The 25,054-nt window shown below is 68.6% G+C and carries 26 protein-coding genes and 1 pseudogene; 17 read left to right on the forward strand and 10 right to left on the reverse strand.

Annotated elements, in window-relative coordinates:
- Positions 1–1,479 (reverse strand): SNF2 helicase-associated domain-containing protein (locus tag AC1DWT_RS37890; RefSeq protein WP_477924546.1); only part of this gene is annotated, 1,479 nt, incomplete at its 3' end.
- Positions 1,480–1,853: 374 nt separating this feature from the next.
- Here AC1DWT_RS37890 and AC1DWT_RS37895 point away from each other — a divergent pair.
- The 3 genes from AC1DWT_RS37895 to AC1DWT_RS37905 all read left to right on the forward strand — a co-directional run bounded on the left by AC1DWT_RS37895 (position 1,854) and on the right by AC1DWT_RS37905 (position 3,914).
- The gene (locus tag AC1DWT_RS37895; protein WP_206015938.1) at positions 1,854–2,756 is read left to right on the forward strand and encodes an NADP-dependent oxidoreductase; all 903 of its coding nucleotides are present in this window, start codon (positions 1,854–1,856) and stop codon (positions 2,754–2,756) included.
- 73 nt (positions 2,757–2,829) lie between these two features.
- A complete protein-coding gene (locus AC1DWT_RS37900) occupies positions 2,830–3,147 on the forward strand; it encodes a hypothetical protein (protein WP_012688484.1) in 318 nt (105 codons plus the stop codon).
- A 65-nt stretch (positions 3,148–3,212) separates the two neighbouring features.
- On the forward strand, positions 3,213–3,914 hold the full coding sequence (locus AC1DWT_RS37905; protein ID WP_072945987.1) for an HNH endonuclease family protein: 702 nt from the start codon (positions 3,213–3,215) through the stop codon (positions 3,912–3,914).
- A 13-nt stretch (positions 3,915–3,927) separates the two neighbouring features.
- On the opposite strand, the gene AC1DWT_RS37910 is transcribed toward AC1DWT_RS37905, so the two are convergent.
- On the reverse strand, positions 3,928–5,502 hold the full coding sequence (locus AC1DWT_RS37910) for a molybdopterin-dependent oxidoreductase (protein WP_206012824.1): 1,575 nt from the start codon (positions 5,500–5,502) through the stop codon (positions 3,928–3,930).
- An 85-nt stretch (positions 5,503–5,587) separates the two neighbouring features.
- Here AC1DWT_RS37910 and AC1DWT_RS37915 point away from each other — a divergent pair, with 85 nt between their 5' ends.
- The 6 genes from AC1DWT_RS37915 (at position 5,588) to AC1DWT_RS37940 (ending at position 10,311) form a co-directional block, all read left to right on the forward strand.
- Positions 5,588–6,403: a shikimate 5-dehydrogenase gene (locus AC1DWT_RS37915; protein ID WP_206012825.1), complete on the forward strand. Its 816-nt coding sequence runs from the start codon at positions 5,588–5,590 to the stop codon at positions 6,401–6,403.
- A gap of 1 nt (position 6,404) precedes the next feature.
- On the forward strand, positions 6,405–6,872 hold the full coding sequence (locus AC1DWT_RS37920; RefSeq protein ID WP_072945984.1) for a DUF6328 family protein: 468 nt from the start codon (positions 6,405–6,407) through the stop codon (positions 6,870–6,872).
- Between the two features lie 230 nt (positions 6,873–7,102).
- Positions 7,103–7,612, forward strand: coding sequence for a 2-oxo-4-hydroxy-4-carboxy-5-ureidoimidazoline decarboxylase (gene uraD / locus AC1DWT_RS37925; protein ID WP_206012826.1), 510 nt, complete (start codon positions 7,103–7,105; stop codon positions 7,610–7,612).
- The gene (gene uraH / locus AC1DWT_RS37930) at positions 7,609–7,953 is read left to right on the forward strand and encodes a hydroxyisourate hydrolase (protein WP_072946167.1); all 345 of its coding nucleotides are present in this window, start codon (positions 7,609–7,611) and stop codon (positions 7,951–7,953) included. The genes uraD and uraH overlap by 4 nt, the downstream gene beginning before the upstream one ends.
- A 2-nt stretch (positions 7,954–7,955) precedes the next feature.
- Positions 7,956–8,849 (forward strand): factor-independent urate hydroxylase, encoded by an 894-nt coding sequence (gene pucL, locus AC1DWT_RS37935; RefSeq protein WP_095865750.1) that lies wholly within the window; start codon positions 7,956–7,958, stop codon positions 8,847–8,849.
- A 10-nt stretch (positions 8,850–8,859) separates the two neighbouring features.
- On the forward strand, positions 8,860–10,311 hold the full coding sequence (locus AC1DWT_RS37940) for a nucleobase:cation symporter-2 family protein (protein WP_095865751.1): 1,452 nt from the start codon (positions 8,860–8,862) through the stop codon (positions 10,309–10,311).
- 47 nt (positions 10,312–10,358) lie between these two features.
- Here the strand turns inward: AC1DWT_RS37940 and AC1DWT_RS37945 are convergent, their stop codons facing one another.
- The 3 genes from AC1DWT_RS37945 to AC1DWT_RS37955 are packed head-to-tail and all read right to left on the reverse strand — an operon-like array spanning position 10,359 to position 13,340.
- Entirely contained in the window at positions 10,359–11,636 is a 1,278-nt protein-coding gene (locus tag AC1DWT_RS37945) for a cation:proton antiporter (RefSeq protein WP_206012827.1), read from the reverse strand.
- A complete protein-coding gene (locus tag AC1DWT_RS37950; RefSeq protein ID WP_095865753.1) occupies positions 11,633–12,142 on the reverse strand; it encodes an O-acetyl-ADP-ribose deacetylase in 510 nt (169 codons plus the stop codon). The genes AC1DWT_RS37945 and AC1DWT_RS37950 overlap by 4 nt, the downstream gene beginning before the upstream one ends.
- Before the next feature lie 7 nt (positions 12,143–12,149).
- Entirely contained in the window at positions 12,150–13,340 is a 1,191-nt protein-coding gene (locus AC1DWT_RS37955) for a benzoate/H(+) symporter BenE family transporter (RefSeq protein WP_095865754.1), read from the reverse strand.
- Between the two features lie 82 nt (positions 13,341–13,422).
- Between AC1DWT_RS37955 and AC1DWT_RS37960 the strand changes: the two genes are divergently transcribed.
- Positions 13,423–13,860: an acyl-CoA thioesterase gene (locus tag AC1DWT_RS37960; RefSeq protein ID WP_072946165.1), complete on the forward strand. Its 438-nt coding sequence runs from the start codon at positions 13,423–13,425 to the stop codon at positions 13,858–13,860.
- Between the two features lie 22 nt (positions 13,861–13,882).
- On the opposite strand, the gene AC1DWT_RS37965 is transcribed toward AC1DWT_RS37960, so the two are convergent.
- Positions 13,883–14,911: a phosphotransferase family protein gene (locus AC1DWT_RS37965; RefSeq protein ID WP_072945972.1), complete on the reverse strand. Its 1,029-nt coding sequence runs from the start codon at positions 14,909–14,911 to the stop codon at positions 13,883–13,885.
- A gap of 115 nt (positions 14,912–15,026) precedes the next feature.
- Between AC1DWT_RS37965 and AC1DWT_RS37970 the strand changes: the two genes are divergently transcribed.
- The 5 genes from AC1DWT_RS37970 (at position 15,027) to AC1DWT_RS37990 (ending at position 20,195) form a co-directional block, all read left to right on the forward strand.
- Positions 15,027–15,395, forward strand: coding sequence for a DoxX family protein (locus AC1DWT_RS37970; RefSeq protein ID WP_206012828.1), 369 nt, complete (start codon positions 15,027–15,029; stop codon positions 15,393–15,395).
- A gap of 240 nt (positions 15,396–15,635) precedes the next feature.
- Complete coding sequence (pdhA, locus tag AC1DWT_RS37975; protein WP_072945967.1) at positions 15,636–16,733, forward strand: pyruvate dehydrogenase (acetyl-transferring) E1 component subunit alpha; 1,098 nt, start codon at positions 15,636–15,638, stop codon at positions 16,731–16,733.
- The gene (locus tag AC1DWT_RS37980) at positions 16,730–17,713 is read left to right on the forward strand and encodes an alpha-ketoacid dehydrogenase subunit beta (RefSeq protein ID WP_477924554.1); all 984 of its coding nucleotides are present in this window, start codon (positions 16,730–16,732) and stop codon (positions 17,711–17,713) included. Before pdhA ends, AC1DWT_RS37980 begins: the two co-directional genes overlap by 4 nt.
- Positions 17,714–17,743: 30 nt before the next feature.
- Positions 17,744–18,988 carry a dihydrolipoamide acetyltransferase family protein gene (locus AC1DWT_RS37985; RefSeq protein WP_206012830.1) on the forward strand — a complete coding sequence of 415 codons (1,245 nt, stop codon included), beginning with the start codon at positions 17,744–17,746 and terminating at the stop codon, positions 18,986–18,988.
- A 19-nt stretch (positions 18,989–19,007) separates the two neighbouring features.
- Positions 19,008–20,195: an MFS transporter gene (locus AC1DWT_RS37990; RefSeq protein ID WP_206012831.1), complete on the forward strand. Its 1,188-nt coding sequence runs from the start codon at positions 19,008–19,010 to the stop codon at positions 20,193–20,195.
- A gap of 3 nt (positions 20,196–20,198) precedes the next feature.
- Here the strand turns inward: AC1DWT_RS37990 and AC1DWT_RS37995 are convergent, their stop codons facing one another.
- On the reverse strand, positions 20,199–21,986 hold the full coding sequence (locus AC1DWT_RS37995) for a multicopper oxidase family protein (RefSeq protein ID WP_206012832.1): 1,788 nt from the start codon (positions 21,984–21,986) through the stop codon (positions 20,199–20,201).
- A gap of 183 nt (positions 21,987–22,169) precedes the next feature.
- Between AC1DWT_RS37995 and AC1DWT_RS38000 the strand changes: the two genes are divergently transcribed.
- On the forward strand, positions 22,170–22,802 hold the full coding sequence (locus AC1DWT_RS38000; RefSeq protein WP_095865759.1) for a hypothetical protein: 633 nt from the start codon (positions 22,170–22,172) through the stop codon (positions 22,800–22,802).
- A 68-nt stretch (positions 22,803–22,870) separates the two neighbouring features.
- Here AC1DWT_RS38000 and AC1DWT_RS38005 read toward each other — a convergent pair whose 3' ends face one another.
- From AC1DWT_RS38005 to AC1DWT_RS38015, 3 genes and pseudogenes are all read right to left on the reverse strand, one after another.
- Positions 22,871–24,295 carry an NAD(P)(+) transhydrogenase (Re/Si-specific) subunit beta gene (locus AC1DWT_RS38005; RefSeq protein ID WP_206012833.1) on the reverse strand — a complete coding sequence of 475 codons (1,425 nt, stop codon included), beginning with the start codon at positions 24,293–24,295 and terminating at the stop codon, positions 22,871–22,873.
- On the reverse strand, positions 24,295–24,621 hold the full coding sequence (locus AC1DWT_RS38010; protein WP_072945952.1) for an NAD(P) transhydrogenase subunit alpha part 2: 327 nt from the start codon (positions 24,619–24,621) through the stop codon (positions 24,295–24,297). Before AC1DWT_RS38010 ends, AC1DWT_RS38005 begins: the two co-directional genes overlap by 1 nt.
- Positions 24,622–24,945, reverse strand: a pseudogene (locus AC1DWT_RS38015) (NAD(P)(+) transhydrogenase (Re/Si-specific) subunit alpha); the annotation flags it as partial.
- A 32-nt stretch (positions 24,946–24,977) separates the two neighbouring features.
- On the opposite strand from AC1DWT_RS38015, the gene AC1DWT_RS38020 reads away from it, so the two are divergent.
- A partial coding sequence (locus AC1DWT_RS38020) for a hypothetical protein (protein ID WP_477924559.1) occupies positions 24,978–25,054 on the forward strand: 77 nt, incomplete at its 3' end.

The raw sequence follows: 25,054 nt of genomic DNA on the forward strand, positions 1-25,054 counted from the left end.
GGCCAGGACCGCCCCGAGCCCGAGGCGGCTCATGAACACCAGCCAGTCGAGCCCCCGCTTCTGGTACGGCCGCAGCGTGGCGTCCAACCCGTCCGGGGTCGGCACGTCCTGCGGCTTGATGTCGCCGTCGAGCAGCGCGGCCGCCCAGCCGGTGGCGGTGACCTCCTCGACGGGGAGATCGGACAGATCGTCCGCGATCAAATCTTTCAGCAGGTCCACGATGGCGCGGTCGCCGCTGCCGTGCCGCTCCGCGACGTACCGCGCGGCGCGGGAGAGCACGTCCTGATCGGCCCGGACCCACTCACCGCGCAGCCGCACGAGATCGCTCTTCGCATTGACCAGCCGGTTCATCTCCGCGGCGGTGAGCACCGTGTCGCCGAGTGCCAGTTCCCAGTTGTACTGCACCAACTGGTCTTTGCCGACGGACCGGTTCTCCGCGCTCGCCGGGGTGCTGGGCGAGCTCACCCGCAGTCGCATCGACGGCGACGCCACACTCCAGGCCCGCGGCAGCAGCAGGCTGATGCCCTTCTCCTTCAACGCCACCGCACCGTGCCCGACGAGGTCGATGACCACCGCGGTGGGCAGCATCAGGTCGAGACTGTCGGGGTCGCTCGGGACGTCCTGCAGCCGCGGGTAGGCGGCGACGGCCTCGGTCAGTTTGCGAACACCGGTCTGCAGGCGGCTCGCCTCCGTCCGGTGCAGCGGAATCGGCACCGGCGCTTCACCTTCCGGGCGCAGGCACACCTGTAGCCGCCACAACACCGTGTCCGGGTCCCAATCGCCCTCCACGTCCACGTCTTCCGGCTCGAGCAGTCGCAGCACCAGTTCGGGTTCGTCCACCTTCAGGCTGTCCCGCCACCCGTCGAGGGAACCCGCCAGCTGGGCGGTGCCCTCGGCGAAGTCCTCACCCCGAACCAGCGCGTCGATCAGCGGATGCTCCGGTGCGGTGCCGGAATCGTCCGGGTGCCTGCCGCCCAGGACCCGCCGGGCAACGGGGTCGGTCAACTCGGTCACCATGTCGTCGAGCACCGCCCGCGGGGTGGTTCCGTGGCGCTGCACCGGGGGCATCGCGACCGACAGTTCCGTGAGCCACGCACGCTGCCGTTCGCCGCCGAGGAGCCGCCATCGCGGCCACCATCCGCCCTCCGCCCGATGCACCTCCGGCACCACGCGTCCCGCACGCACCCAGCGCTCGACGCCGCGCGCCACGTGGGCGAGGTAGCGCAGATCCCCGGCGATCCGGGGGTCGCGGGCCGACACCGACAGCAGGAAGTCGGTCGCGTCCGGCGGCGCGAGGGCGACCGCCGCCCACTCGAGCATCTCCGGACCCGACGGCGTCGGCATCGGCACCTTCACGTGATGGCGGAACTTCCGGGCGAGCACCCGCCCGACCGCGTCGGTCGGCTCCGCGGCGGCCGGATTCCGGTCCTCGACCCACAGCATGAGACCCGAACCGGGTGTCCAGAGGCCGTGCAGCATGCACCCATCCAATCAGGCACAACCGACAGTCGGAGAAATCCCTGCTCGGCGGCTGTAACCCTCGACGAGATTCCACCGATGAACGAGGTGGCGGCTGTCCACGCCGGTATCGACCGGGATCGCTGCCGTTGGTAGATCGCAGTGATCGGAGGAAGACACAATGGACGCGACACAGATGTTGCAGGTTCTCGTTCAACTCATCCAGGTCCTCGGACCGTTGATGGGCGGCGGAGGAGGCGGCGGAGGCACAGGCTCCCTGGGTAGCCTGTTCGGCTCCTGAGTTCTCACGAAGTAGGCCCGCCGACTCCGTTCGGCGGGCCTACTTCGTGCCCGGATCCGGGCACGAAGTTCGTGATAGGACTGTGGGCGTGAGCATGGCATACGGCTTCAGCGAATATGGCGGCCCCGAGACGCAGCAGTTCTTCGACGTCCCCGTTCCCTCCCCCGGCCCCGGACAGCTGCTGGTCGCCGTCCACGCGGCAGGCGTGAATCCCGCCGATTGGAAGGTGCGGGCGGGAACGCGGAAGGACACGGTCCCGGTCACCCTTCCCGCGGTTCTCGGCCGGGAGGTCGCGGGTGTGGTGGCCGACGTCGGCCCCCGGGTGACCGGGTTCGCGGTCGGCGACGCCGTGTTCGGGGCGACCGCCACCGGTTTCGGCGGATACACCGAGTACACCCTGGTCAACACGGCCGCAGCGGCACACAGGCCCGACGCGGTCTCGTTCGCCGACGCGGCCACGCTACCCGTCGCGGCGGGGACCGCGTACGACGCGCTGACGACCCTGGACCTGGCTCCCGGCAGCCGATTGCTCGTCGTCGGTGCGGGCGGTGGCGTGGGGGTGGCGGCGCTGCAGTTGGCCGCGGCCCGGGACGTCACCGTGATCGGGGTCGCGAGCGAGGGCAAACGGGAGGTCGTCGAATCGCTCGGCGCCACGTGGGTGGCGTCCGGGGACGGACTCGCCGAACGGGTGCCCGGCCCGGTGGACGCCGTCTTCGATCTCGTCGGCGGTGCCGCGCTGGCCGAGGCGGCGCGGGTGGTGACGGATCCGGCGGCGATCATCAGTGTCGGCGACCCACTCGCGGCACGGGATCTCGGCGGCTCGGGAGTGGAACGGCGCCGCACGTCCGCGGTGTTCGCGGAGGTGGCCGCGCTGGTGGCCGACGGAACCCTCGACCCGCGGGTGGCCCACCGGTTCCCGTTCGCGCACGCCGGTGACGCTCTCGCGACGGTCGAATCCGGTCACACGAGCGGCAAGGTCGTGATCGAGTTCGGTTAGCGGGTCTGGCTTTCACCCGGCCCGAGGTAGATGCTGGAGAGACGTAGCTGCCGGAAACTCTCGGGAGTCGGCCATGAGCATCCTGATCCAGGTTCTCGAACAGGGGTACGCGCTCACCACCCCGTGGGAGCAACGGAAGTACGCCTTCGTCGATGCCACCCACATCGTCACCATTCGCCTGGACGGGCAGTCGGGTGTGTGGCTCGACGGAATGAAACACGGTGAGGCGCACCGGCTTGCGGTCACCCCCGTCGCCAGCGAGGCGATCTTCTTCCTCCTGCGCACGCTCGACCTGCTGGCCGAATGCCGGCAGAGCGGCGGTTCCTGGGTCATCGGTCACGACGGCACGCACGTGTCGTCGATCGCCGCGGTGCGCCTGCCCTTCAGCTGACCTGTCGGGGGCCCGGTGCATACTCCTGGACGGTAGGGGAAGAGTTTTCGAGCGCCGGGGGACGCATGAGACTTCTGTACGTGACGGCGTGGCTGGCCGTGATCCTGTCGGCCGGTGGCTGCGGAGTGTCGCTGCTCGACCTGGGCGACAGTCCCGCACCGGGCAGCCCGCCGCGCGCGCACATCGAGGAGTTGCTCGGGCGGGTCGCCACGGTCGAATCCCGTCCGCACCCCGGCGGATACCAGCGCGGGTGTTCCGGCCGGGAGCTGTGCGTCTTCGGACCGGCCTGGACCGACGACCAGGACGCCGCGGGCGGCCACGACGGGTGCGACACCCGCAACAACGTTCTGGCGATCGATCTCCGCTCGGTGATCTTCCGCGACGGCACCCGCGACTGCGTAGTGCTCAGCGGGGTCCTCGCCGATCCGTACTCCGGTGAGGTGCTCCCGTTCGACCGGGCGGACGCGAAAGCCGTCCAGATCGACCACGTCTACCCGCTGGCAGCGGCGTGGGACATGGGCGCGTCGACGTGGCCGCCCGAGCGCCGGCTCCGGTTCGCCAACGACGTCACGTTCAACCTGCTGGCCGTCAACGGCGCCGACAATCAGGACAAGGGCGACCAGACCCCGCAGGACTGGCTGCCACCGAACCCGGCGTACCGCTGCTTCTACGCGGGCAAGTACCTCTCGGTGGCGGTGGAGTACGGACTTCCGGTGACGCAGGCGGACCGCGACGCGCTCGCCGAGGTGGCGGAGCGGTGTCCGTGATCGTCCCGGCGCCTCAGGCCACGGTGAACGACCGGGTGTGCCAGCCGGTGGCGCCGCTCGGGACCGGCGGCGTCCGCTCCTCCACCTGCACGTTGCCGTCCAGATCGGTGGCGCGCACCTGAAGTGTGTGCAGGCCGGACGCGGCCTCCCACTCCCACGTCCACTGCCGCCAGGTGTCGATGCTGTACTGCGGGGCGAGGGTCGCGGTCTGCCATGCTCCGTTGTCGACCCGTACCTCCACCTTCTCGATGCCGCGGTGCTGCGCCCATGCGGTTCCGGCGACGAGTACCGGGCCGGGCGCGGTGGGTGCGAACGGGGCTGGCACGTCGATCCGGGATGCGGTCTTGATCGGACCTTCCGCGGACCATCCGCGCTTCGTCCAGTAGGCCTCGGCCTTGTCGAATCGTGTGAGTTCCCACTCCACCACCCATTTGGTGGCCGACACGTAGCCGTAGAGACCGGGGACGACCTGCCGCACGGGGTAACCGTGTTCGAACGGCAGCGGCTGACCGTTCATCGCCACCGCGAGAATCGCGTCGCGTCCGTCCCGCAGCGCCGCGACCGGGGTGCCCGCCGTGAAGTGGTCGCTGCTCGTGGAGAGCAGCATGTCGGCGTCGGGGTGCACGCCTGCCTCGTCGAGGATGTCCTTGATGGGGTAGCCGATCCACGTGGCGTTGCCTGCGAGGTTTCCGCCGACCTCGTTCGACACGCACGTCAACGTGATCAGCCGTTCCACGGGTGTGCGTGCGATCAGGTCGTCCCACGAGAGGGTGAGTTCGCGGTCCACCATGCCGTGGATGCGCAGTTGCCAGTCGTCCGTCGTCAGCCGCGGCACCCGGAGGGCGGTGTCGATCCGGTAGAAGTCCTCGTTCGACGTGACGAACGGGGTGCCGCCCGGCACGCCGATGTCGGTGCCCGGAACGATCGCGGCCGCCCGGTCCGTCACCCCGGGAACCGCGAAGGCGCGGCGGTTGTCCACGGCGCCCGCGACCTGCTGCCCGAGGTACCGGCCCGCGGCTCCCGCGGCCGCGGCCGTCGCGGCGGCTCCCGCCGCCAACAGGAGAAAAGTGCGGCGCGGCAACCACGAATCCTCGGAATCCGAGTTCTCGGGAGCCCGCGCGGTGGCCGTCAGCACCCGCAGGACCGCGATACCGGCGACGACGCCCACCACTGTCGGCAGCGCATACATCCAGGTGGCGCCGGGACGCTGGGTCGCGGCCACGATTCCCACCAGCCCGAGCACCGCGAGGATTGCGCTGCCGAACGGGGCGCGGGGGCGCTCGACGATCCCCGCGACTGCGGCGAGGAGCACGATGAGGATCGTCATGCCCACGAACAACGCGGGTTTGTCGTTGGTGCCGAACGTGTGTATCGCGAACTCGCGGGCCCAGGCGGGGCTGCGGTCCACCGTCGTCGATCCGACCGCGTAGAACGGCGACGCATTCGGGTCGATCAGCGCCGCCAGCAGTTCGCCCACTCCGAGTACCATGCCGGCGGCGATCACTCCGGCGAGCGCGCGCGAGAACAGGTGCCGCCGTCTCCGTGGCGTCCGCGCCGCCTCGTGCCGGTCACCGATCGTGGTAGTCATCGCAGCCTTGCTCCTTTGCGGTCGTCACCGTGTATTCGGAGCTGAGAACGCGCACGGATGGGAGCCCACCACTAGTATTTACCGGATGAACCAGCTCGACAAAGACACTCTTCTCTGCATCTCGCTCTCCGGCCGGCCGAGCAACATCGGCACCCGGTTTCACAATTATCTGTACGGCGAGCTGGGCCTCAATTTCGTGTACAAAGCCTTCACCACCAACGACCTCCAGGCTGCGGTCGGCGGCATCCGGGCGCTGGGGATCCGCGGCGCCGGTGTCTCCATGCCGTTCAAGGAGCAGATCATCGACTACGTCGACGTGATGCACGAATCGGCGTCGGTCATCGAGTCCGTCAACACGGTCGTCAACGAGGACGGGGCGTTGCACGCCTACAACACCGACTACCAGGCCATCGCGAACCTGTTGCGCGACAACGCGTTGCCCCACTCGCTCTCGGTGGCGGTGGCCGGGAGCGGCGGCATGGCCAAGGCCGTCGTCGCCGCCGTGCGCGACTACGGGTTCACCGACGTCACCGTGATCGCCCGCAACGAGACGACCGGCGGCGCCGTCGCGAAGCAGTACGGATTCGCTTGGCAGCCCGAACTGGGCGCGGCGCGACCGGGGCTGCTGATCAATGCCACCCCCATCGGAATGGCCGGTGGTCCCGAGGCCGAGGATCTGGCATTCGAACTCGACGCGATCGACGCGGCGGAGGCCGTATTCGACGTGGTGGCGATGCCCGCCGCAACGCCACTGATCCGGGCTGCGGCCGAACGCCACAAGACCGTCATCACGGGCGCCGAGGTGATCGCGCTGCAGGCCGCGGAACAGTTCGTCCTCTACACCGGCGTGCGCCCGTCTCCCGAAGAGATCCGCAGGGCCTCCGAGTATTCACGGTCGTGAGGTGAGCACCGCCGAGACACCCGCGCAGCGGCTCGCCCGCAATTTCAGCGAGCTGCTGCAGGAACTCCGTGTCGCGCAGGCCGGTGTGCAGATCCTGTTCGCCTTCCTCCTGGCGGTCGCCTTCACCGAGGCGTACGAGGAGCAGTCGTTCGGCCTCCGCATGCTGCACCTCGTCACGGTGCTCCTGACGACGGTGTCCTCGGCGCTCCTCATCGCCCCGGCGGTCTGGCATCGCGTGCTGTTCCGTCAGGGCCGCCGGGCCGACATCCTGCGCAAGGCCAACCTGTTCGCGCTGTGGGGTATCGGATTTCTGGCCGCCGCCATGACCGGCACCGTGATCCTGATTGCCGAAGTGGCAGTGGGCGGTCCGGGCGCGATCGTGATCGGCGTGGCGGCCGCGCTGATGTTCGCGACGCTGTGGTTCGTGTTGCCCCGTCTTTTCAATCACCACGCCGACGGCGAGGAGTAGGTCCCGCCGTACCGCGTCCCGTTGTCCGTGAGCTGTTGCCCGACAACGTTTTCTCATCGCAGGTGGTTCCCCCACCACCGCACCCGGGACCCGTCACTCCCCCGGTCGGCCGTAAACCCCACCCATGTCCGAATCTGGATTAATTCAATTTTGGGTCTTGACACGAATTGTGACCCCTGTCACGCTTCTCTATACGGAATCATTATTTCGCATTGTGGAAGAAGGGTCGCATGGTTTTCGATGCAGGACTCCAACGATTCAACGAGGCGTCACAGTCCGAGGCGACGGAATGGGCGCGGATCTGCCTGGACATCCCCCGGTGGGCAGACGAACTCGTCTCCGCCCGGCCGTACCCCGATCGCGCCTCGTTGCTCACCGCGGCCAGGACGGGGGCCGGCCCGCTCTCCGCGGAGGAGATTGAACTGGCCCTCGCCCGCCACCCCCGAATCGGTGAACCCCCGGGCGGCGACGGCGCCGAGGCGCACCTGGCCCGCTCGGAACAGTCGAACGTCGATTCGTCCGACGCTGCCGCCAGGAAGCGGCTCACCGACGGCAACCGTGCCTACGAGGACAAGTTCGGACGGGTCTTCCTGATCCGCGCCGCCGGGCGCAGCACGTCCGACGTCCTCACCGCCCTCGACCGCAGGCTGGTCAACGACGAGGCCGGCGAATTGGCCGTTGTCGCAGAGGAACTGCGCGACATCGCCGCACTCCGGCTCGCCGGGATGCTGGACGCATGAGCGACGTCAGCCAGGTCACCACCCACGTGCTGGACGCGGCCGAAGGCATGCCCGCGCGGGAGGTGCCGGTCACGCTGGCGGTCCTGAGAGAGTCCGCCTGGGTCACCGTCGCCGACGCCGTCACCGACGACGACGGGCGCGCCGCAGCTCTGGGACCTGCCCGTCTCGAGCCGGGCACCTACCGGATCGTGTTCGACACCGGACGCTACTTCGCCGCGAAGGGACGTCCGACGTTCTACCCCGACATCACCATCACGTTCGCCCTCACCGACAGCGAACAGCACTACCACGTACCTGTCCTTCTCAGTCCATTCGCATACTCGACCTACCGAGGGAGCTAATCATGAGCAAGATCGTGCTCGGCCAGAACCAGTACGGCAAGGCGGAAGTCCGGTTGGTCAAGATCACCCGGGACACAAAGCGACACGAGATCGAAGACGTCACCGTCACTTCGCAACTGCGCGGAGACCTCGACGCGGTACACACCGAAGGCGACAACGCGCACGTCGTGGCCACGGACACCCAGAAGAACACGGTGTACGCGTTCGCTCGCGACGGCGTCGGCGCGATCGAGTCGTTCGCGATGCGACTCGGGAAGCACTTCACCGGCGAGTTCGAGTGGATCACCGGCGGGCGGTGGGAGATCGAGCAGTACTCGTGGGCTCGGATCCCGGTCGACGGCGAGGGCCACGACCACTCCTTCGTCCGATCCAGCGACGAACGACGGAACACCGTGGTCACCGTCGACGGCGACCGGACGTGGATCGTGTCCGGTCTCAGCAACATGGTGGTGTTGAAGTCGACGGGTTCGGAGTTCCGCGGATACCCGAAGGACAGGTACACGACCCTGCAGGAGACGTCCGACCGGATCCTCGCGACGTCGGTGAGCGCCCGATGGCGGTACCTCACCACCGACGTCGACTTCGACAAGACGTTCGAGAACGTGCGCGCAATCATGTTGGAGGCGTTCGCCACAACCCATTCGCTCGCGCTGCAGCAGTCGCTGTTCCAGATGGGTTCGGCGGTCCTCGAGGCGCATCCGGAGATCGCCGAGGTGAAGTTCTCGATGCCGAACAAGCACCATTTCCTGGTCGACCTGGAACCGTTCGGACTCGACAACCCCGGCGAGGTGTTCTTCGCCGCCGACCGCCCCTACGGGTTGATCGAGGCGACCGTCGAGCGTGAGGGCGCGCCCGACGCCGGCCGCGCCTGGGATTCCGTTCCCGGATTCTGCTAGGAGCGCGGCGATGAAGCGGATCGGACATCGGGTCGCCGGAACGACCGGACCCGAAGACGAGCGTTTGCCGCTCGGAAAGTCGTACATCTACGGGTTGCAGCACATCCTGACCATGTACGGCGGCGTGATCGCGCCTCCCCTGATCGTCGGCGGCGCCGCCGGACTGACCGGCGTCGAGATCGGCCTGCTGGTGTCGGCGGCCTTGTTCGTCAGCGGCGCCGCCACCTTGCTGCAGACCCTCGGCGTTCCCTTCTTCGGCGCCAAACTCCCCCTGGTGCAGGGCATTTCCTTCGCCTCGGTGTCGACGATGGTGGCGGTGGCCGCCGGTCCGGGCGGGCTGCGCTCCGTGTTCGGGGCCATCATGGTCGCAGGCGTCATCGGGTTGCTGATCAGCCCCTTCTTCTGCAAGATCGTCCGCTACTTCCCACCCGTCGTCACCGGGTCGATCATCACGGTCATCGGCATCTCCCTCCTGCCGGTCGCGGTGCGGTGGGCGATGGGCGGCAACGCCAAGGCCCCGGACTGGGGATCGATGTCCAACATCGGACTCGCCGGGTTCAGCCTGTTCGTCGTGTTGCTGGTGAGCCGACTGGTCCAGGGCACCCTGTCGCGGTTGTCCATCCTGATCGGCATCGTGGTAGGCACCCTGTTCGCCGCCCTGATCGGCAAGGCCGACTTCAGTGCGGTCGGGAAGGGCGCGATCTTCGAACTGCCGCAGGTGTTCTCGTTCGGCACCCCGCTGTTCCAGATCGGCGCGATCATCTCGATGACCGTCGTGATCCTGGTGATCATGACCGAGACGACGGCGGACATCCTCGCGGTCGGCGAGATCGTGGGGACGAAGGTAGATGCTCGCCGGGTCGGCGACGGACTCCGCGCCGACATGCTCGCCACCACCGTGGCGCCGGTGTTCGGGACGTTCCCGGCCAGCGCGTTCGCCCAGAACGTCGGACTCGTCGCGATCACCGGGATCAAGAGCCGGTACGTCGTCGCGGCCGGCGGTTCGGTCCTGTTCGCTCTCGGGCTGTTCCCCATCCTCGGTCGGCTGGTGGCGTCCGTGCCGCTGCCCGTCCTCGGCGGCGCCGGGATCGTGCTCTTCGGCTCGGTGGCCGCGAGCGGAATCCGCACCCTGTCCAAGGTGTCGTACGACGGCAACCTGAACCTGGTGATCGTCGCGGTGGCCCTCGGATTCGGCGTCATCCCGATCGCGGTGCCCGAGTTCTACTCGGCCTTCCCGGAGTGGGTGCACATCGTCTTCGACTCGGGAATCAGCGCGGCGAGCATCGTCGCGGTGCTACTGAACATCCTGTTCAACGAGATCAAGGCGGGCAACCGGCCCACGCCGTCGGTGGTGTCGGCGGCGCCTCCCGTCGCCGTCCACCGCGCCGAGGACACGGCGCACCCGGCAGACACGGGGCATCCCGCAGACACGGCGCGCACCTCCGCCGTGCGCAACGAGTGAAGGATCGCACCACCGCAACACGCTGGTCGGGCGGTGCAGTCGCGACGCTATCGGTCCGCGACTGCACCGCCTTCCCGACGAAGATCGAGCAGGCGCATCACGCGCGTCGCGCTCACCCCGTGGACGAGGACGGAGAGGACGACCGTGAAGGCCACCGTCGACCACAACCATTTCTCGTTCTCCACGCCGGCCTCCGCGGCGGCGTAGGCGAGATAGTAGATCGACCCGATTCCGCGAACCCCGAAGAATGCGGTGACCCGGCGCTCGGGGCCGGACATCTCCTCGCAGCCCAGCAGCGAAAGCCATGCCACCACCGGCCGGATGACGAACACGAGGGCCGCCGCGACGAGAACCCCGCCCCACGTCAGTTCGGCCAGCAGTCCGGACGTGAGTGCCACGCCCAGCAGGAGCAGGACGGCGAGGGTGAGCACGTGTTCGAGTTGCTCGATCAGGCTGTGCATCTCGGCGTGATACTCGTGGGCCCGCTCCGTCCGACGGATGGCGACGGCACAGGCGAAGACGGCGAGAAACCCGTATCCTCCGGCCAGTTCGGTGAGTCCGTAGACGGCGAATGTGGCGGCGAGCGCGAAGATGGGTTCGCTGCGTTCGGCTAGGCGCATGTGTGCGATCGGGAAGCGGAAGACCGCGCGACCGAACAGGTCACCGGCAATCCACCCCAGGGCCGCGCCGATCACGACCTTGCCGATCAGCTCCCAGGCCACCCACTGCACGATCCACTGCTCGATCGGCCCCTTGCCGATCATGAACAGTGCCAGATACACGAACGGGAACGCGAGAGCGTCGTTGAGCCCGGCCTCCGAGGTGAGCGCGAACCGGACCTCGTCGTCCTCCCGATGGGACTCGCCGCCCGACGTGGGACCTTCCACCTGCACGTCGGACGCCAGAACCGGGTCCGTGGGCGCGAGGACGGCCCCGAGCAGGATCGCGACGGCGGGGGTCAATGCCGCCACCCACCAGCCGAGCAGCGCGACAGCGGCGATACCGAAGGGCATCGCGATCAGCAGCAGACGCCACGTCGAATTCCACGTCCGCCAGCCCAGTGGCCTGTCGATCGCCAGTCCCACACCCATCAAGGCGACGATGACGCAGGTTTCGCTCAGGTGTTCCGTCACAGCGGGATGCAGTGCCGGCGACAGGGTGTCGGTGCCCGACTTGCCGAGAAACAGGCCGGCCCCCGCTCCGACCGCCAGGACGATCAGCGGCGCCGAGACGGCACGGTCCTGGAACAGGCCTGGAACGGTCGCGGCCAGCAGAAGAGCCAGTCCTGCTGTCAGATACACGAGATCGGTGTTCAGCGCAGTCACCCCACCTCGCCGCGCAGCAGGGACGCCATCCGTGCGTCGAACGCCACGAACAGCACCCGCGGAATCCCGGAGTCCGAGTCCCGGACGGCGCCGACCGCCTGCCGGACGGCGTCGTCCGCGGGCCAGCCGTACACCCCGGACGAGATCAGCGGGAACGCGACGGACTGCGCGCCGAGGTCGGCGGCCACCGCCAGGCTCGCGGTGTACGCGCTGCGCAGGGTGGCCGACCGATCGTCCGAAGCGGAATAGACGGGGCCGACCGTGTGGATCACCCATCGGGCGGGCAACCGGCCCGCCGTCGTCGCGACCGCCTGTCCCGCCGGCAGTCCGTCCTGCAATGTGGTGGCCCGCAGTTGCCGGCATTCGGCGAGGATCTCGGGGCCACCGGCCCGGTGGATGGCGCCGTCCACGCCACCGCCGCCGAGCAGTCCGGAGTTGGCGGCGTTGACGATCGCGTCGACCTCGACCGTCGTGATGTCACCCTGCACTACCTCGATGGTGGTCATGTGCCCATTATCGCCGCGAACCCACCGCGACCCGCACGATCAGTCCGGCGACCAGCGCCCAGAACGCGGACCCGATGCCGAGGATGCTCACCCCCGAGGCGGCGATCAGGAACGTGACGACGGCGCCTTCCCGTTCGCGGACGTCGTCGAGGGCGGAGGCCAGAGCGCCGCCGAGGGTGCCGAGGAGGGCGAGTCCGGCGACGGCCTCCACGACGCCCTCGGGCGCCGCCGCGATGAGTGCGGCGACCGCGGCGGAACACACCGCGAGCACGAGGTACGCCCAGCCCGCCGTGAACGCCGCGACCCAGCGTTTCCGCGGGTCGGGATGCGCGGACGGCGCGGCGGCGAGGGCGGCGCTGATGGCGGCGAGGTTGATGGCGTGCCCACCCGCGGGGGCGCCGACGAGGGTCCCGACACCGGTCACCAGCATGGCCGGCCGCCACGGCACCCGGTATCCGAAGGAATTCATGACGGCGGTGCCGGGAATGTTTTGGGACGCCATCGTCACGATGTACAGCGGGATCGCGATCCCGACCATCGCCTGCCACGTCCACGCCGGTGCCGTGACGTCGAGCCTCGGCAGGAGCGCGCTCGTGTCGAGGGTGTCGCTGCCGGAGACGAGACCGACCGCGATCACCACCGCGGCAGCCGCGAACGCGGCCGGGACCGCCCACCGCGGCGAATACCGCTGCAGAACCAGCCACACGAGGACGACGGGCGCAACGGCGAGCGGGGCGTCACGCAACGCCAGCACCGGCGCCAGGCACAGCGGCAGCAGTACTCCCGCGAGCATCGCCTGCGCCAGTGCCGGGGGGATGGCCGCGATGAGCCGTCCCAGCCGCGGCCACAGCCCGGTGAGGATCACCGCCGCCCCCACGACGGCGAACGCCCCGACCGCGGCGGGCCACCCGCCGCTCACCGTTCCCGCCCCGGCGAGCAGAGCCGCGCCCGGCGTCGACCACGCGAGGGTGATCGGCATGCGGTAGTGCCGCGACATCCACAGCATCCCCAGCGCCTGCGTCACACACAGCGCCAGCAGTCCCGACGCGGCCTGGGCGGAGTTCGCGCCCACCGCCGTCAGCCCGGTGAGTACGACCGCGAACGAACTGGTGAAGCCCACCAGAGCGGTGACGATTCCGGCGCTGATCGGCTGGGCGGCGGAATCCGGTGAACGCACATCACTGTCGGGCACAGACATAGGACGCGATTCTGCCCGACGCGTGGTGCAGACGATCCGTGGCATTAGGGTCGGGACGGTGAAACACGACGACGCCCCCGTGATGCCGACCGCCGCACACTTCCCCGCGCTGTGGCCGGTGCCGACCCGCTGGGCGGACAACGACCACTACGGGCACGTCAACAACGTCACGTACTACTCGTACTTCGACACGGCCGTCAACGGCTGGCTGATCGCGTCGACGGGCACCGACATCCGGGATCTGCCCGCCATCGGCGTGGTCGCCGAGACGTCCTGCAGGTACGTCAGCGAGCTGACGTTCCCGGACCGCCTGCAGGTGGGATTGTCCGTCGAGAAGCTGGGCACCCGGAGCATCGTGTATGCGCTCGCCATCTTCCGCGAGAACGGCGACGCACTCGACCTCGCGGCTCTCGGCCGCTTCGTTCATGTCTACGTGGACGCGAAGACCCGCAAGCCGGTTCCGATCCCTGACGAAATTCGCAGCGCCGTAACCGTTCTGGTGGTGCCGGACACGCCCTGAGGGTCCGGCACCACCGGGTGGTTCAGTGCAGGCCCTCGGCCTCGGCGGTGGCCACCGCCCGGGCGATGATCCCGTCGATCAGCGCGACCGTGGGCGCACCGGTCTCGGCCTTGTTCCGGGGGTCGTCGATCACGCGGCGCAGCACGCCTTCGGCGATGATCGCCAGCTTCCACAACGCCAGCACGTGCCAGTACCCGACATGAGTGACATCGCGTTTGGTGTGGTGGACATAGGCCTCCACGAGTTCGGCCCGGGTGGGGAATCCCTCGAGGGTGGAGGCGGGGAACGGTCCCGCGTCCTCGTCGCCTGCCTCGGGCCAGTAGGCCAGCAGCGCGCCCACGTCGGCGAGCGGGTCTCCCAGCGTGCACAGTTCCCAGTCGACCACCGCGACCACCTCGCCCTCCTCCGGCGAGGTGATGACGTTGCTCAGGTGAAAATCACCGTGCACCAACGACAGTTCGGCCTGCTCCGGCATGTTGCGCTCGAGGATCCCGGCCAGATCCTCGATGGCCGGGACCTCGCGGGTGCGGGATTTCTCCCACTGATCCGTCCAGCGCTTCAACTGCCTTGCCGCGTAAGGTTTGTGGCTGGCCAGGTCCTCCAGCCCTGCGTCCCGGAGATCGACCGCGTGGATCTTCGCGAGCGCCTTCGGCATCGCCAGCCCCACGGCACCCCGCTGCTCGGGTGTCAGCTTCTTCGCCACGCCGACACTGTCGATCACCACCCCCGCGACGTAACTCATCAGCACGAGCGGCGCGTCCGTGACCTCCGGATCTTCGGTGAGCCCGAGGATCTTCGGCACCGGAACGTCGGATCCCTGCAGAGAGGACAGAATCCGGTGTTCGCGGACCACGTCGTGCGCCGACGCGAGCAGATGTCCGAGCGGTGGTCGCCGCAGCACCCACCGTCCGCCACCCGCGTCGCTGACCGCGTACGTGAGATTCGACTGACCGTTCCCGATCCTCTCGAAGCTCAGCGGCGCGATCGCTCCCACACCGAGTCCGGCAATCCACGCAGAAACGGCATCTTCGTTCAGCCCCACAGCATTCACGCGCTCGATGCTAACCGCTCGGAAGCCCGATGCGGAGGGAACCGGTCCGCACCGCAGGTCGCGGCCCTAGGGTGGCAACAGTGAGGCCGAATCGGCCGGAACTGGAGGGACGGACGTGGAAGTTTTCCTCATCGTGTGTGGCGTGCTCCTCGCCGTGAGTGCCGTCGCCGTGAGCATTCCCAAGCTGAGACTGAAGGGAACCGCGTGGACGGGGTTGCAGGCCCGGGGCCTGAGCGGGCAGCAGGTGCGGCTGATCGGCGTGGCGGAACTCGCCGGCGGTATCGGCGTTCTCGTCGGCCTCTACTGGACTCCGCTGGGCGTGATCGCGACGGTGGCGCTGCTGATTCTCCTCTTGTGCGCTATCGCGTTTCACGTCAGACACGGCGACTACGGCAATCCCGATACCCGGGCCGTCGCGATGCCCGCGGTCTACCTCACAGTGCTCGCCGTCCTCGCCTCGATCGGGTTCGTGTTCGCGGGGTGATCGGACGTTTCGGACAATTGCAGCGACAACCATGCGTCGGTGGCGTTTGCATTGGTCATTAGACGCAGCATGACACCCATCGCACCCCCGAAACTGGGCATTCTGCTCGACGTCGCCGGTGCCACTTGCGCACTTCGCGTTCCCGTGGATGCTGTGAAGTAGGACACACCCGTCCTACCGCAGTACCCGTCTCCGACGAACCCACAAGGTTCACGGACTCGACAACACGAGGTGACCCCGATGGTCGACAAGATTGCCTATCCGGTCCAGCTCATCCAGCCGGACGGCCGACGGGTCTTCAGACCCGACTACACGAGCCTCGTCCGCGACATCGGACCCGACCAACTGCGCGACCTGTACGAGGACCTCGTCGTCGCGCGTCGGATGGATGTCGAGGCGGTCGCTCTGCAACGCCAGGGTGAACTGGGACTCTGGGCCCCGCTGCTCGGTCAGGAAGCCGCCCAGGTCGGCTCCGCCCGCGCCCTCCGTCCCGACGACTACGCGTTCATCAGCTACCGCGAACATGCCGTCGCCTACTGCCGGGGCGTGGACCCGGGTGTGATGACCCGCATGTGGCGGGGATGCGCGCATTCCGCCTGGGATCCGAGTTCCGTGAACGTGACGAATCCGGCGATCGTCGTCGGCTCGCAGGGGCTGCACGCCACCGGGTACGCCATGGGCGCCCACCTCGACGGTGCGGAGATCGCGACGATCGCCTACTTCGGCGACGGCGCCACCAGTCAGGGCGACCTCGCGGAGGCCCTCGGCTTCTCGATGAGTTTCAACGCGCCGGTCGTATTCTTCTGCCAGAACAACCAGTTCGCGATCAGCGAACCGGTCCACCTGCAGAGTCCCGTCCCCATCGCGCAGCGCGCCGCCGGTTACGGCATGCCCGCCCTCCGGGTGGACGGCAACGACGTTCTCGCGGTCCTGGCGGTCACCCGCCAGGCCACCCAACGCGCCCGCGAAGGCAGTGGACCGACGTTCATCGAGGCCATCACGTACCGGATGGGCCCCCACACCACGTCGGACGACCCCACCCGGTACCGGGCGGCGGCCGAGACGGAGATCTGGAAGGCCCGCGACCCCATCGACCGGATGAGGCGACTCCTCGACCGGGAGGGACTGCTGGGCGACGACTTCCTCGCCCGGGTGCAGGCCACCGCCGACGCCGTTGCCGCGCGACTGCGCTCGGGGACCGTCGAGGCGCCCGACCCCGCGCCGCTCGATCTGTTCGACCACGTCTATTCCACCGACCACCCGCTCATCGACGAGGAACGCGAGCAGTACGCCGCGTACCTCGCAGGCTTCGCCGGCATCGAGGAGGCACTGTCATGACCACCACCACGCTGTCGCTCGGCGCCGCACTCAACGCAGGTCTGCGGCGCGCTCTCGAACACGACCGGAAGGTCGTGATCATGGGCGAGGACGTCGGACGCCTCGGCGGGGTCTTCCGCGTCACCGACACTCTGCAGAAGGACTTCGGCGACAACCGGGTCATCGACACCCCGCTCGCCGAATCGGGAATCGTCGGCGCCGCGTTCGGGATGGCGCTGCGCGGCTACCGGCCGGTCTGCGAGATCCAGTTCGACGGATTCGTCTACCCTGCGTTCGACCAGATCGTGTCGCAGGTCGCCAAGATTCACTACCGCACGCAGGGCCGGGTCACCGCGCCCCTGACGATCCGGATCCCGTACGGCGGCGGCATCGGCGCAGTCGAGCACCATTCGGAGTCGCCGGAGGCGTACTTCGTCCACACCGCCGGACTCCGCGTGGTCACCCCCAGCAACCCGGCGGACGCGTTCCACATGATTCAGCAGTCCGTCGCGGCGGACGATCCGGTGGTGTTCTTCGAACCGAAGCGGCGGTACTGGGACAAGGCCGAGTTCGACGTGGACGCCGAACCGGACCTGCCGCTGCATCGGGCCCGGGTGGTCCGGGCGGGCACGGATGCCACCATCGTCGCGTACGGCTCCGTCGTGCCGACGGCCCTGTCGGCCGCGTCGATCGCCGCCGACGAGGGGCACTCCCTCGAGGTGATCGACCTGCGCTCCCTCTCCCCGATCGACTTCGACACCGTCGAGGAATCGGTTCGCAAGACCGGGAGACTCGTCATCGCGCACGAGGCGTCGACATTCCTCGGGCTGGGTGCGGAGATCRCGGCCCGCATCTCCGAGCGGTGCTTCTACCAACTGGACGCTCCGGTCCTGCGGGTCGGCGGATTCGACGTCCCGTATCCCCCGTCGAAGCTGGAACGGCATCATCTGCCGGACGCCGACCGCCTGCTCGACGCCGTCGATCGCAGTCTCGCGGCCTGATCGCACTCACCGGAGGAGAGGAGTTGTCCGTTGGCACAGGAATTCCGCCTACCCGATCTCGGTGAGGGACTGACGGAGGCCGAACTGGTCTCCTGGGCCGTCGAGGTGGGCCAGACGATCGAACTCAATCAGGTGATCGGCGAAGTCGAGACGGCGAAGGCGCTCGTCGAGTTGCCCTCGCCGTACCCGGGTGTCGTGGAGGAACTGCTGGTCGCCCCGGGCGCGACGGTGCCGGTGGGGACACCGATCATCCGGATCGCGACGGATGCGGCCATCGAGGAGGCTCCCGTGCGCACACCCGTCCTGGTGGGGTACGGGCCCGAAGCCGCCGCCGAGAGCAAGCGTGCCCGGCGGCGATCCGTCGGCCCGGAGACTGCCCGCCCGGAGTCTGCCCGCCCGGACCGCAGGCGCCCCGACGCGTCGCCGGGCGCCCGGCTCGCGGCCCGTGAACGCGGGATCGACCTCGCGGTCGTCACGGGAACGGGACCGTCCGGCGCCGTCACCAGGAACGACGTGGAATCCCACGCGGGATCGACTGAGCCGGCAGTCTCGCCGGAGCCTTCCGAGTCGCTGCAGCGCGAGACCCGCACCCCGATCCGCGGTGTCCGCAAGCAGACGGCGGCGGCGATGGTCCGCAGCGCGTTCACGGCCCCGCACGTCACCGAATTCGTGACCGTCGACGTGACGCGCTCGGTGGAACTGCTCGGGCGTCTGCGGGCCCTCCCCGAATTCGAGGGGCTGTCGGTGACACCGCTGAGCCTGGTCGCGAAGGCGATGATCGTCGCGTTGCGGGCGAACCCGAGCCTCAACGCCTCGTGGGACGAGGAGAACCAGGAGATCGTCACCAAGCACTACGTCAATCTCGGTATCGCCGCGGCCACACCCCGCGGTCTGGTGGTCCCCAACATCAAGGAGGCGCAGTCGCTGAGCCTGGTCGAATTGTGCCGCGCGATCACCGAACTGACCGCGACCGCACGCAGCGGCAAGGCCGATCCCGCGCAGTTGACCGGCGGCACGGTGTCGATCACCAACGTCGGGGTGTTCGGTGTCGACGCGGGCACACCCATCCTCAACCCCGGCGAGGCGGCCATCCTGTGCCTCGGCAGCGTCGGCAAGAGACCGTGGGTGCACGAGGACGAACTCGCGGTGCGGTGGGTCACCACGTTGAGCGTGTCGTTCGATCACCGGGTGGTCGACGGCGAGCAGGGGTCGAGGTTCCTGTCGTCCGTCGCGGCCATGCTGCACGATCCCGCCTCACTGCTCGCGCACCTCTGATCCTCGGTACGTTTGGTCGGTGAGCATTTCCCGAGCATCCCCGGTCGACAAGCGTGTGCCGGCGGAGCCGCTCCGCCGGGCCAGGGCGGGAACGTTCGGGATCTTCGGGATCAACGGGTTCCTGCTGGGCATGTGGGTCGTGCACATCCCGGCGATCGAGAACCGGACCGGCATCAGCCACTCCACGCTGGGTTCGCTGCTGCTCCTGCTGGCGGTCGGCGCGATCGGCGGCATGCAGGTCAGCGGCCCCCTGGCCGACCGGTTCGGCAGCAGGCGGATGGTGGTCGTCGCCGGACTCGCGCTGTCGGTCGCCACCGTGGGTCCGGGGCTGGCGTCCACTGCCTGGCAACTCGGTCTCACCCTGCTCGTGTTCGGCTTCGCCAACGGCGCACTGGACGTCTCGATGAACTCCCAGGCCGTCGAAGTCGAGCAGCGATATCGACGGCCGATCATGTCGGCGTTCCATGCCCTGTTCTCCGTCGGCGGGGTGGCGGGGTCCCTGCTCGGCGCGGCGACGCTCGCCGCCGGATGGGCGCCCCTGACGGCGCTGCTGGTCGCCGGCGGCATCGGGGTCGTCACCGTCGCCGTGGGCTCCCGCCGGCTGATGGCGGACCGTCCCCGCTCACGGCACGACCCGGCACCCGCCGAGAAGGCCCACGGTCGACTGTCCGCGCGGGTGCTCGCGCTCGGCGGCATCGCCTTCGTCCTCATGTTGTCGGAGGGTGTCGCGAACGACTGGAGCACCCTGCAGGTCAAGGAACACCTCGGAACGTCGGATTCCGTCGCCGCCCTCTCGTTCGGCGCCTTCTCGGTGATGATGACGGTGGGCCGGTTCACGGCAGACCGCGTGAGCGCCGCGCTCGGCCCCGTCGCCGTCGTCCGCTACGGCACCCTGATCGCCGCGCTCGGCATGCTGCTCGTCCTCGTCTCGGCGCTGCTCCCGCTCACGATCCTCGGCTGGGCGCTGTTCGGCCTGGGACTGTCGGGCTGCGTCCCGCAGATCTTCACCGCCGCGGGCAACCTCGGCGCGGGTTCCGCCGGCACCAACATGTCCCGCGTGGTCGGGCTGGGGTATGTCGGATTTCTCGCCGGACCGGCCACCATCGGCTGGATCACCCAGGTGGTTCCCCTGACCGTCGCGATGGTGGTGCCACTCGTTTGTGTGCTGGTGGCCGCCACGTTCGCGGGGGCGGTCCGGCGCACCTGAACCTCAGGCGACGGTGCGGTACCTGAGCATCATCTCGTGATCCTCGTGATCGAGGATGTGACAGTGCCACACGTAACCCTGCAGTGATCGCGGAACTCCACCGGGGCCGTGCCCGTGGGCGTCGTGTGCCCCGTGCCCGAACACGGCATCAGGATCGAAGCCCAGCGACTCCGCGGTCGGGAACCGAACGACGATCCTGGTGACGGAATTGGCGTTCGCCAGCACCGTGTCCTTGAATCCCCGCTCCCACGGTTCCGCGGGAAGGAGCGGCGAGATGGTGAACGCGTCGGCGGATGGCGTCCACCGGATTCCGAGCGGCGGCTGCGGGGCGGCGAACGCGAGACGCAGCGTCTCGATGACTTGACGCCCCAGCACCCGGAAGTTCGCGAGATGAAGATGCACGGGATGCGGATCGTTGGTCGCGTTGACGATGTTCCACTGCTCCACCGTCCCCTGGCGCGGCAACTCGATGTCCTCGGTCGAATACCGGAGGTTGTTCAGGGACATGATCGACGGCGGCAGGCGCACGTCGCTCGGCTGGCTGAGGGTGACGTCCCGGAAGACCTGAGGTCGCGGGATCGGCGGCAGCAACTCCGGCTGCCCGGGTCCCCCGCGCAACGTCGCAGGCGGCGCGCCGGAGTATCCGCGGGCCGTGCCCACCCGGAACCGGCAGAACCTCGGCATCGTGCGCTCGCCGATCAGCGCGGCCTGGAACGGCGGTGGCTCGTCGTTGCAGAGTTCCACCGTCGACCCCGGTTCCAGCGCGCCGAAATCGACGAGCAGGTCGGCCCGCTCGGCGGGGCTCAACCGCACCCGCGTCACCGCGACCGGTGCGTCGAGCAACCCGTTGTCGCCGCCGATGACCCAGAACGGCATGCGGTTGCCGAAATACAGATTCCACACGCTCAGCGAACCCGCGTTGACCAGTCGCAATCGGTACAGGCCGCGGGCCACGTCGAGTTCCGGCCACACCTTGCCGTTCACGACCCCGACGTCGCCGACCGCGCCCCCTTCCCAACTCCCCTGCGGCACGGTGGGCGTCGAACGGATCCGCTGCCTGCCGTCGGCGGTGAACATCTTCTCCTGCAGCACGAGCGGCACCTCGAACTCCCCCGCAGGCAGACCCAGCGGGTTGTCGGCGTGTCCGGTGTCGAAGTCGTCCCGCAGCAGGTACAGCCCGACCAGGCCCGCGTAGATGTTGAGCCTCGTCACCCCCATGGCGTGGTCGTGGTACCAGAGTCCGGCCGCGTCCTGCCGGTTCGGAAGATGGTGCAGGTACTCCTCGCCCGGCCGGAACACCTGCTCCGGGTGCCCGTCGAACTGGGGCGGGTTCACCCCGCCGTGCAGATGCGTCGCTGTGGGCACCTGGGTGCGGTCCCGTTCGCTCAGCCCGTGCAGCGACGTGTCGAAGTCGACCGCGAACGGGTGGACGGTGACGGCGTTCCGGAACGCCATCATCGTCGGCTGATCGACGTGCGCCTCGATCGTCGCGCCGAGATAGTCCGCGCCGCTGTATGCCAACGCCGGCGAGGGCGCCAGGTCGGCGTGGAACTGATGCAGCGTGCTGCTCGCCTGCACGTCGACGCTCGTCCCGGACGTCGTCGGCAGGATCGGCAGCCGATCACGATACGGCTGGATCGGCGGCGACGAGAACATCAACGGTCGCAGCGGATCGATGTCGAAAGGGAACGCGCTCGCCGAACCGGCCGACACCGCGCCCAGCCAACCGCCCAGCCCACCGCCCAGCGCCACCGCCCGCAGGAACGATCGGCGCGAGATCCGTTCACTCATATCGGTCACTTCGTGCGTGTCACGCGGAAAGACGATTCGAGATCGGTCGACGACGACGTTACTCCGACGGGTGCGGCACCCACCCGAGATCCGGACGCGCGCTCGTCGCACGACGGCGACCGTTCACCGACCTCACAGCGGCCGCTCATGGATCACTCAGCGTCGGTTGGCACACTGTGTGTCGTGACCGAATCGACTAGCAGGCTTCGTCACAGTGTTCGTCGCCTCGCCTTCGCCGCGGCGGGTGTGGTGGCACTGTGCGCGCTGTACCTCATCCGCCCCGAATCGTCGGGTCTCGTCCTCCCGGAGGCACTCCGACCCGTCGCCGAACCCGTGATCCAGGCGATCGACGTCACGACGGTCCTCGCAGCGGCCGTCGTTCTCGCCATCGTCGCGGCGATGCGAAAACTCTCGTACGGCATGGGCGCGGTACTGCTGCTCTGTATCGGCGCGAATCTCACCAGCGCCGCCGTGCGGGCCTGGGAATCGGATGCGCCGTCCGTGCTGCTGCCGAGCGGGCACGTCGTCGCCGTCACCGCCCTGTACGGTTCGGCGCTGCTGGTGTCGGCGCCCCGGTTCCGGCCCGTCATCGCGGGCCTGGGTTTCGCCGTCGTCCTCGGTGTCGCGGGGGCCGCTGCGCTCGTCGAGTCCACCGGCATCTTCGGCCTCGCGGCCAGTCTGATCATCTTCGCGATCTGGTGGGCGCTGGCGTCCACCCTGATGCTGTACTCCCCCGTCGCGGCCGAGCGCGAAGAGCGCCGGCCCGACACCGCGGCCATCGCCTTCTCGCGGCACCGCGGCAGTCTCCGGCTGTAGGCGGCTTCGCCGCCCGTGCGCCTTTCTGGTAGCGGGAGCTACCAAAAAGGCGCACGGGCCCGGAGGGCCTAGAGGGCTTTGAGCTCCTCGGTGACCTCGGAGACCGACTTCTTCGCATCCCCGAACAGCATCGAGGTGGTGTCGGCGAAGAACAGCGGGTTGTCGATGCCGGCGAAGCCGGAGTTCATCGACCGCTTCAGCACGATCACCGACTTCGACTGATCCACATTCAGGATCGGCATCCCGTGGATCGGGCTGGACGGATCATTGCGGGCGGCCGGGTTGGTGACATCGTTCGCGCCGATCACCAGGGTGACATCGGTCCGCGAGAACTCGTCGTTGATGTCGTCCATCTCCTTCATCGCGTCGTACTCGACGTCCGCCTCCGCCAGCAGCACGTTCATGTGCCCGGGCATCCGGCCCGCGACCGGGTGAATGGCGTACTTGACCTCCACCCCCTTCGACTCGAGCATCTTGGCCATGTCCTTGACCGCGTGCTGGGCCTGCGCGACGGCCAACCCGTAGCCGGGAACCACGATGACCTGGTTGGCGTATGCCATCTGGATCGCCGCGTCCGCCGCCGAGGTGGACTTCGCCGTCTTCGCGGTGCCGTCCCCGACCGCCGCGGCGACGCCGCCGCCACCGAACCCGCCGGCCACGATCGCCGGGATGGACCGGTTCATCGCCTTCGCCATCAGGTTCGTCAGGATCGAACCCGACGCGCCGACGATCATGCCGGCCACGATCATCGCCTGATTATTGAGCGCGAGACCGGCGGCCGCGGCGGACAGACCGGTGAGCGCGTTGAGCAGGGAGATCACGACGGGCATGTCGGCGCCGCCGATCGGCAGCACCACCATCAACCCCAACACCGCCGCCAGCACCAGCACCCCGACGATCCACCACTGCGACGTCGGACCGGTCGGGTCGATCGCCTTGACCCCGATCGCCACCGCCAACGCGACCGCCCCGACCAGCAGCACCGCATTGAGCGGCTGCTGCAACCGGCCGATGCCGATCGGCCGGCCCGGCAGCGTTTCCTGCAGCTTGAGGAACGCGATCACCGAACCCCAGAAGGAGATCGACCCGATGATCGCCGCGAACAGCGACGCGATGACGATGTGCACCGTCGGCGACTCACCGTGCGCGAAGGCGGTGAACCCGTCCGAGTCCAGGAACTCCGCATACGCGATCAGCGCGACGGTGCCGCCACCGACACCGTTGAACAACGCCACCAGCTGCGGCATCGCGGTCATCTTCGTCTTGAGCGCCGGCGGCACACCCAACACCACACCGATCACCAGACCGGACACGATCAGCACCCAGTTGGAGGTGTCCCGGATCGCGATCAGGGTGGCCACCACGGCGACACCCATGCCGACCGCGGCGATCTGGTTACCGCGGACCGCGGTCTTCGGGCCGGTCAGACCCATCAGACCGTAGATGAACATCGCGAACGCCACGATGTACAACACGTTGACCAAGTACTCCATTACTTGTCCCCACCCTTCTCAGCAGCAACAGGCGCGGTGGGCTTGGACTTGAACATCGCGAGCATCCGGTCGGTGACCACGAAACCACCGACCACGTTGATCGTTCCGAAGACCAGCGCGACGAACAGGATCACCTGCAGCCCCCACGGCGGGTCCTCGACCTTGCCGAGCACCACCAGGGCGCCGAGGACGACGATGCCGTGGATGGCGTTCGTGCCCGACATCAGCGGGGTGTGCAACGTGTTCGGGACCTTGGAGATCACCGCGAACCCCACGAACCCGGACAACACCAGGATCGCGATGTTCGCCAACAATTCGGTATACATCTAGGACACACCCTCCTCACGGGTGACGCAGGACGCGGCCAGGACCTCGTCCGAGAAATCCGGGGCCAGCGCCCCGTCGACGAGCATCAGCTCGAGCAGCGCGGAGATGTTCTTCGAGTACAGCTCCGAGGCGTGCTCGGGCATGCTGGCGGGCAGGTTCAGCGGCGAGCAGATCGTCACCCCGTGCTTGACGACGGTCTGACCCGGTTCGGTGAGCTCGCAGTTGCCGCCCGTCTCGCCGGCCAGGTCGACCACCACGGAGCCGGGCTTCATGCCCTCCACCGCGGCCGCGGTCACCAACCGGGGTGCCGGGCGGCCCGGCACCCCGGTTGGTGACCGCGGCCGCGGTGGAGGGCATGAAGCCCGGCTCCGTGGTGGTCGACCTGGCCGGCGAGACGGGCGGCAACTGCGAGCTCACCGAACCGGGTCAGAC

It is taken from the genome of Rhodococcus sp. P4_B6, from assembly GCF_056402215.1.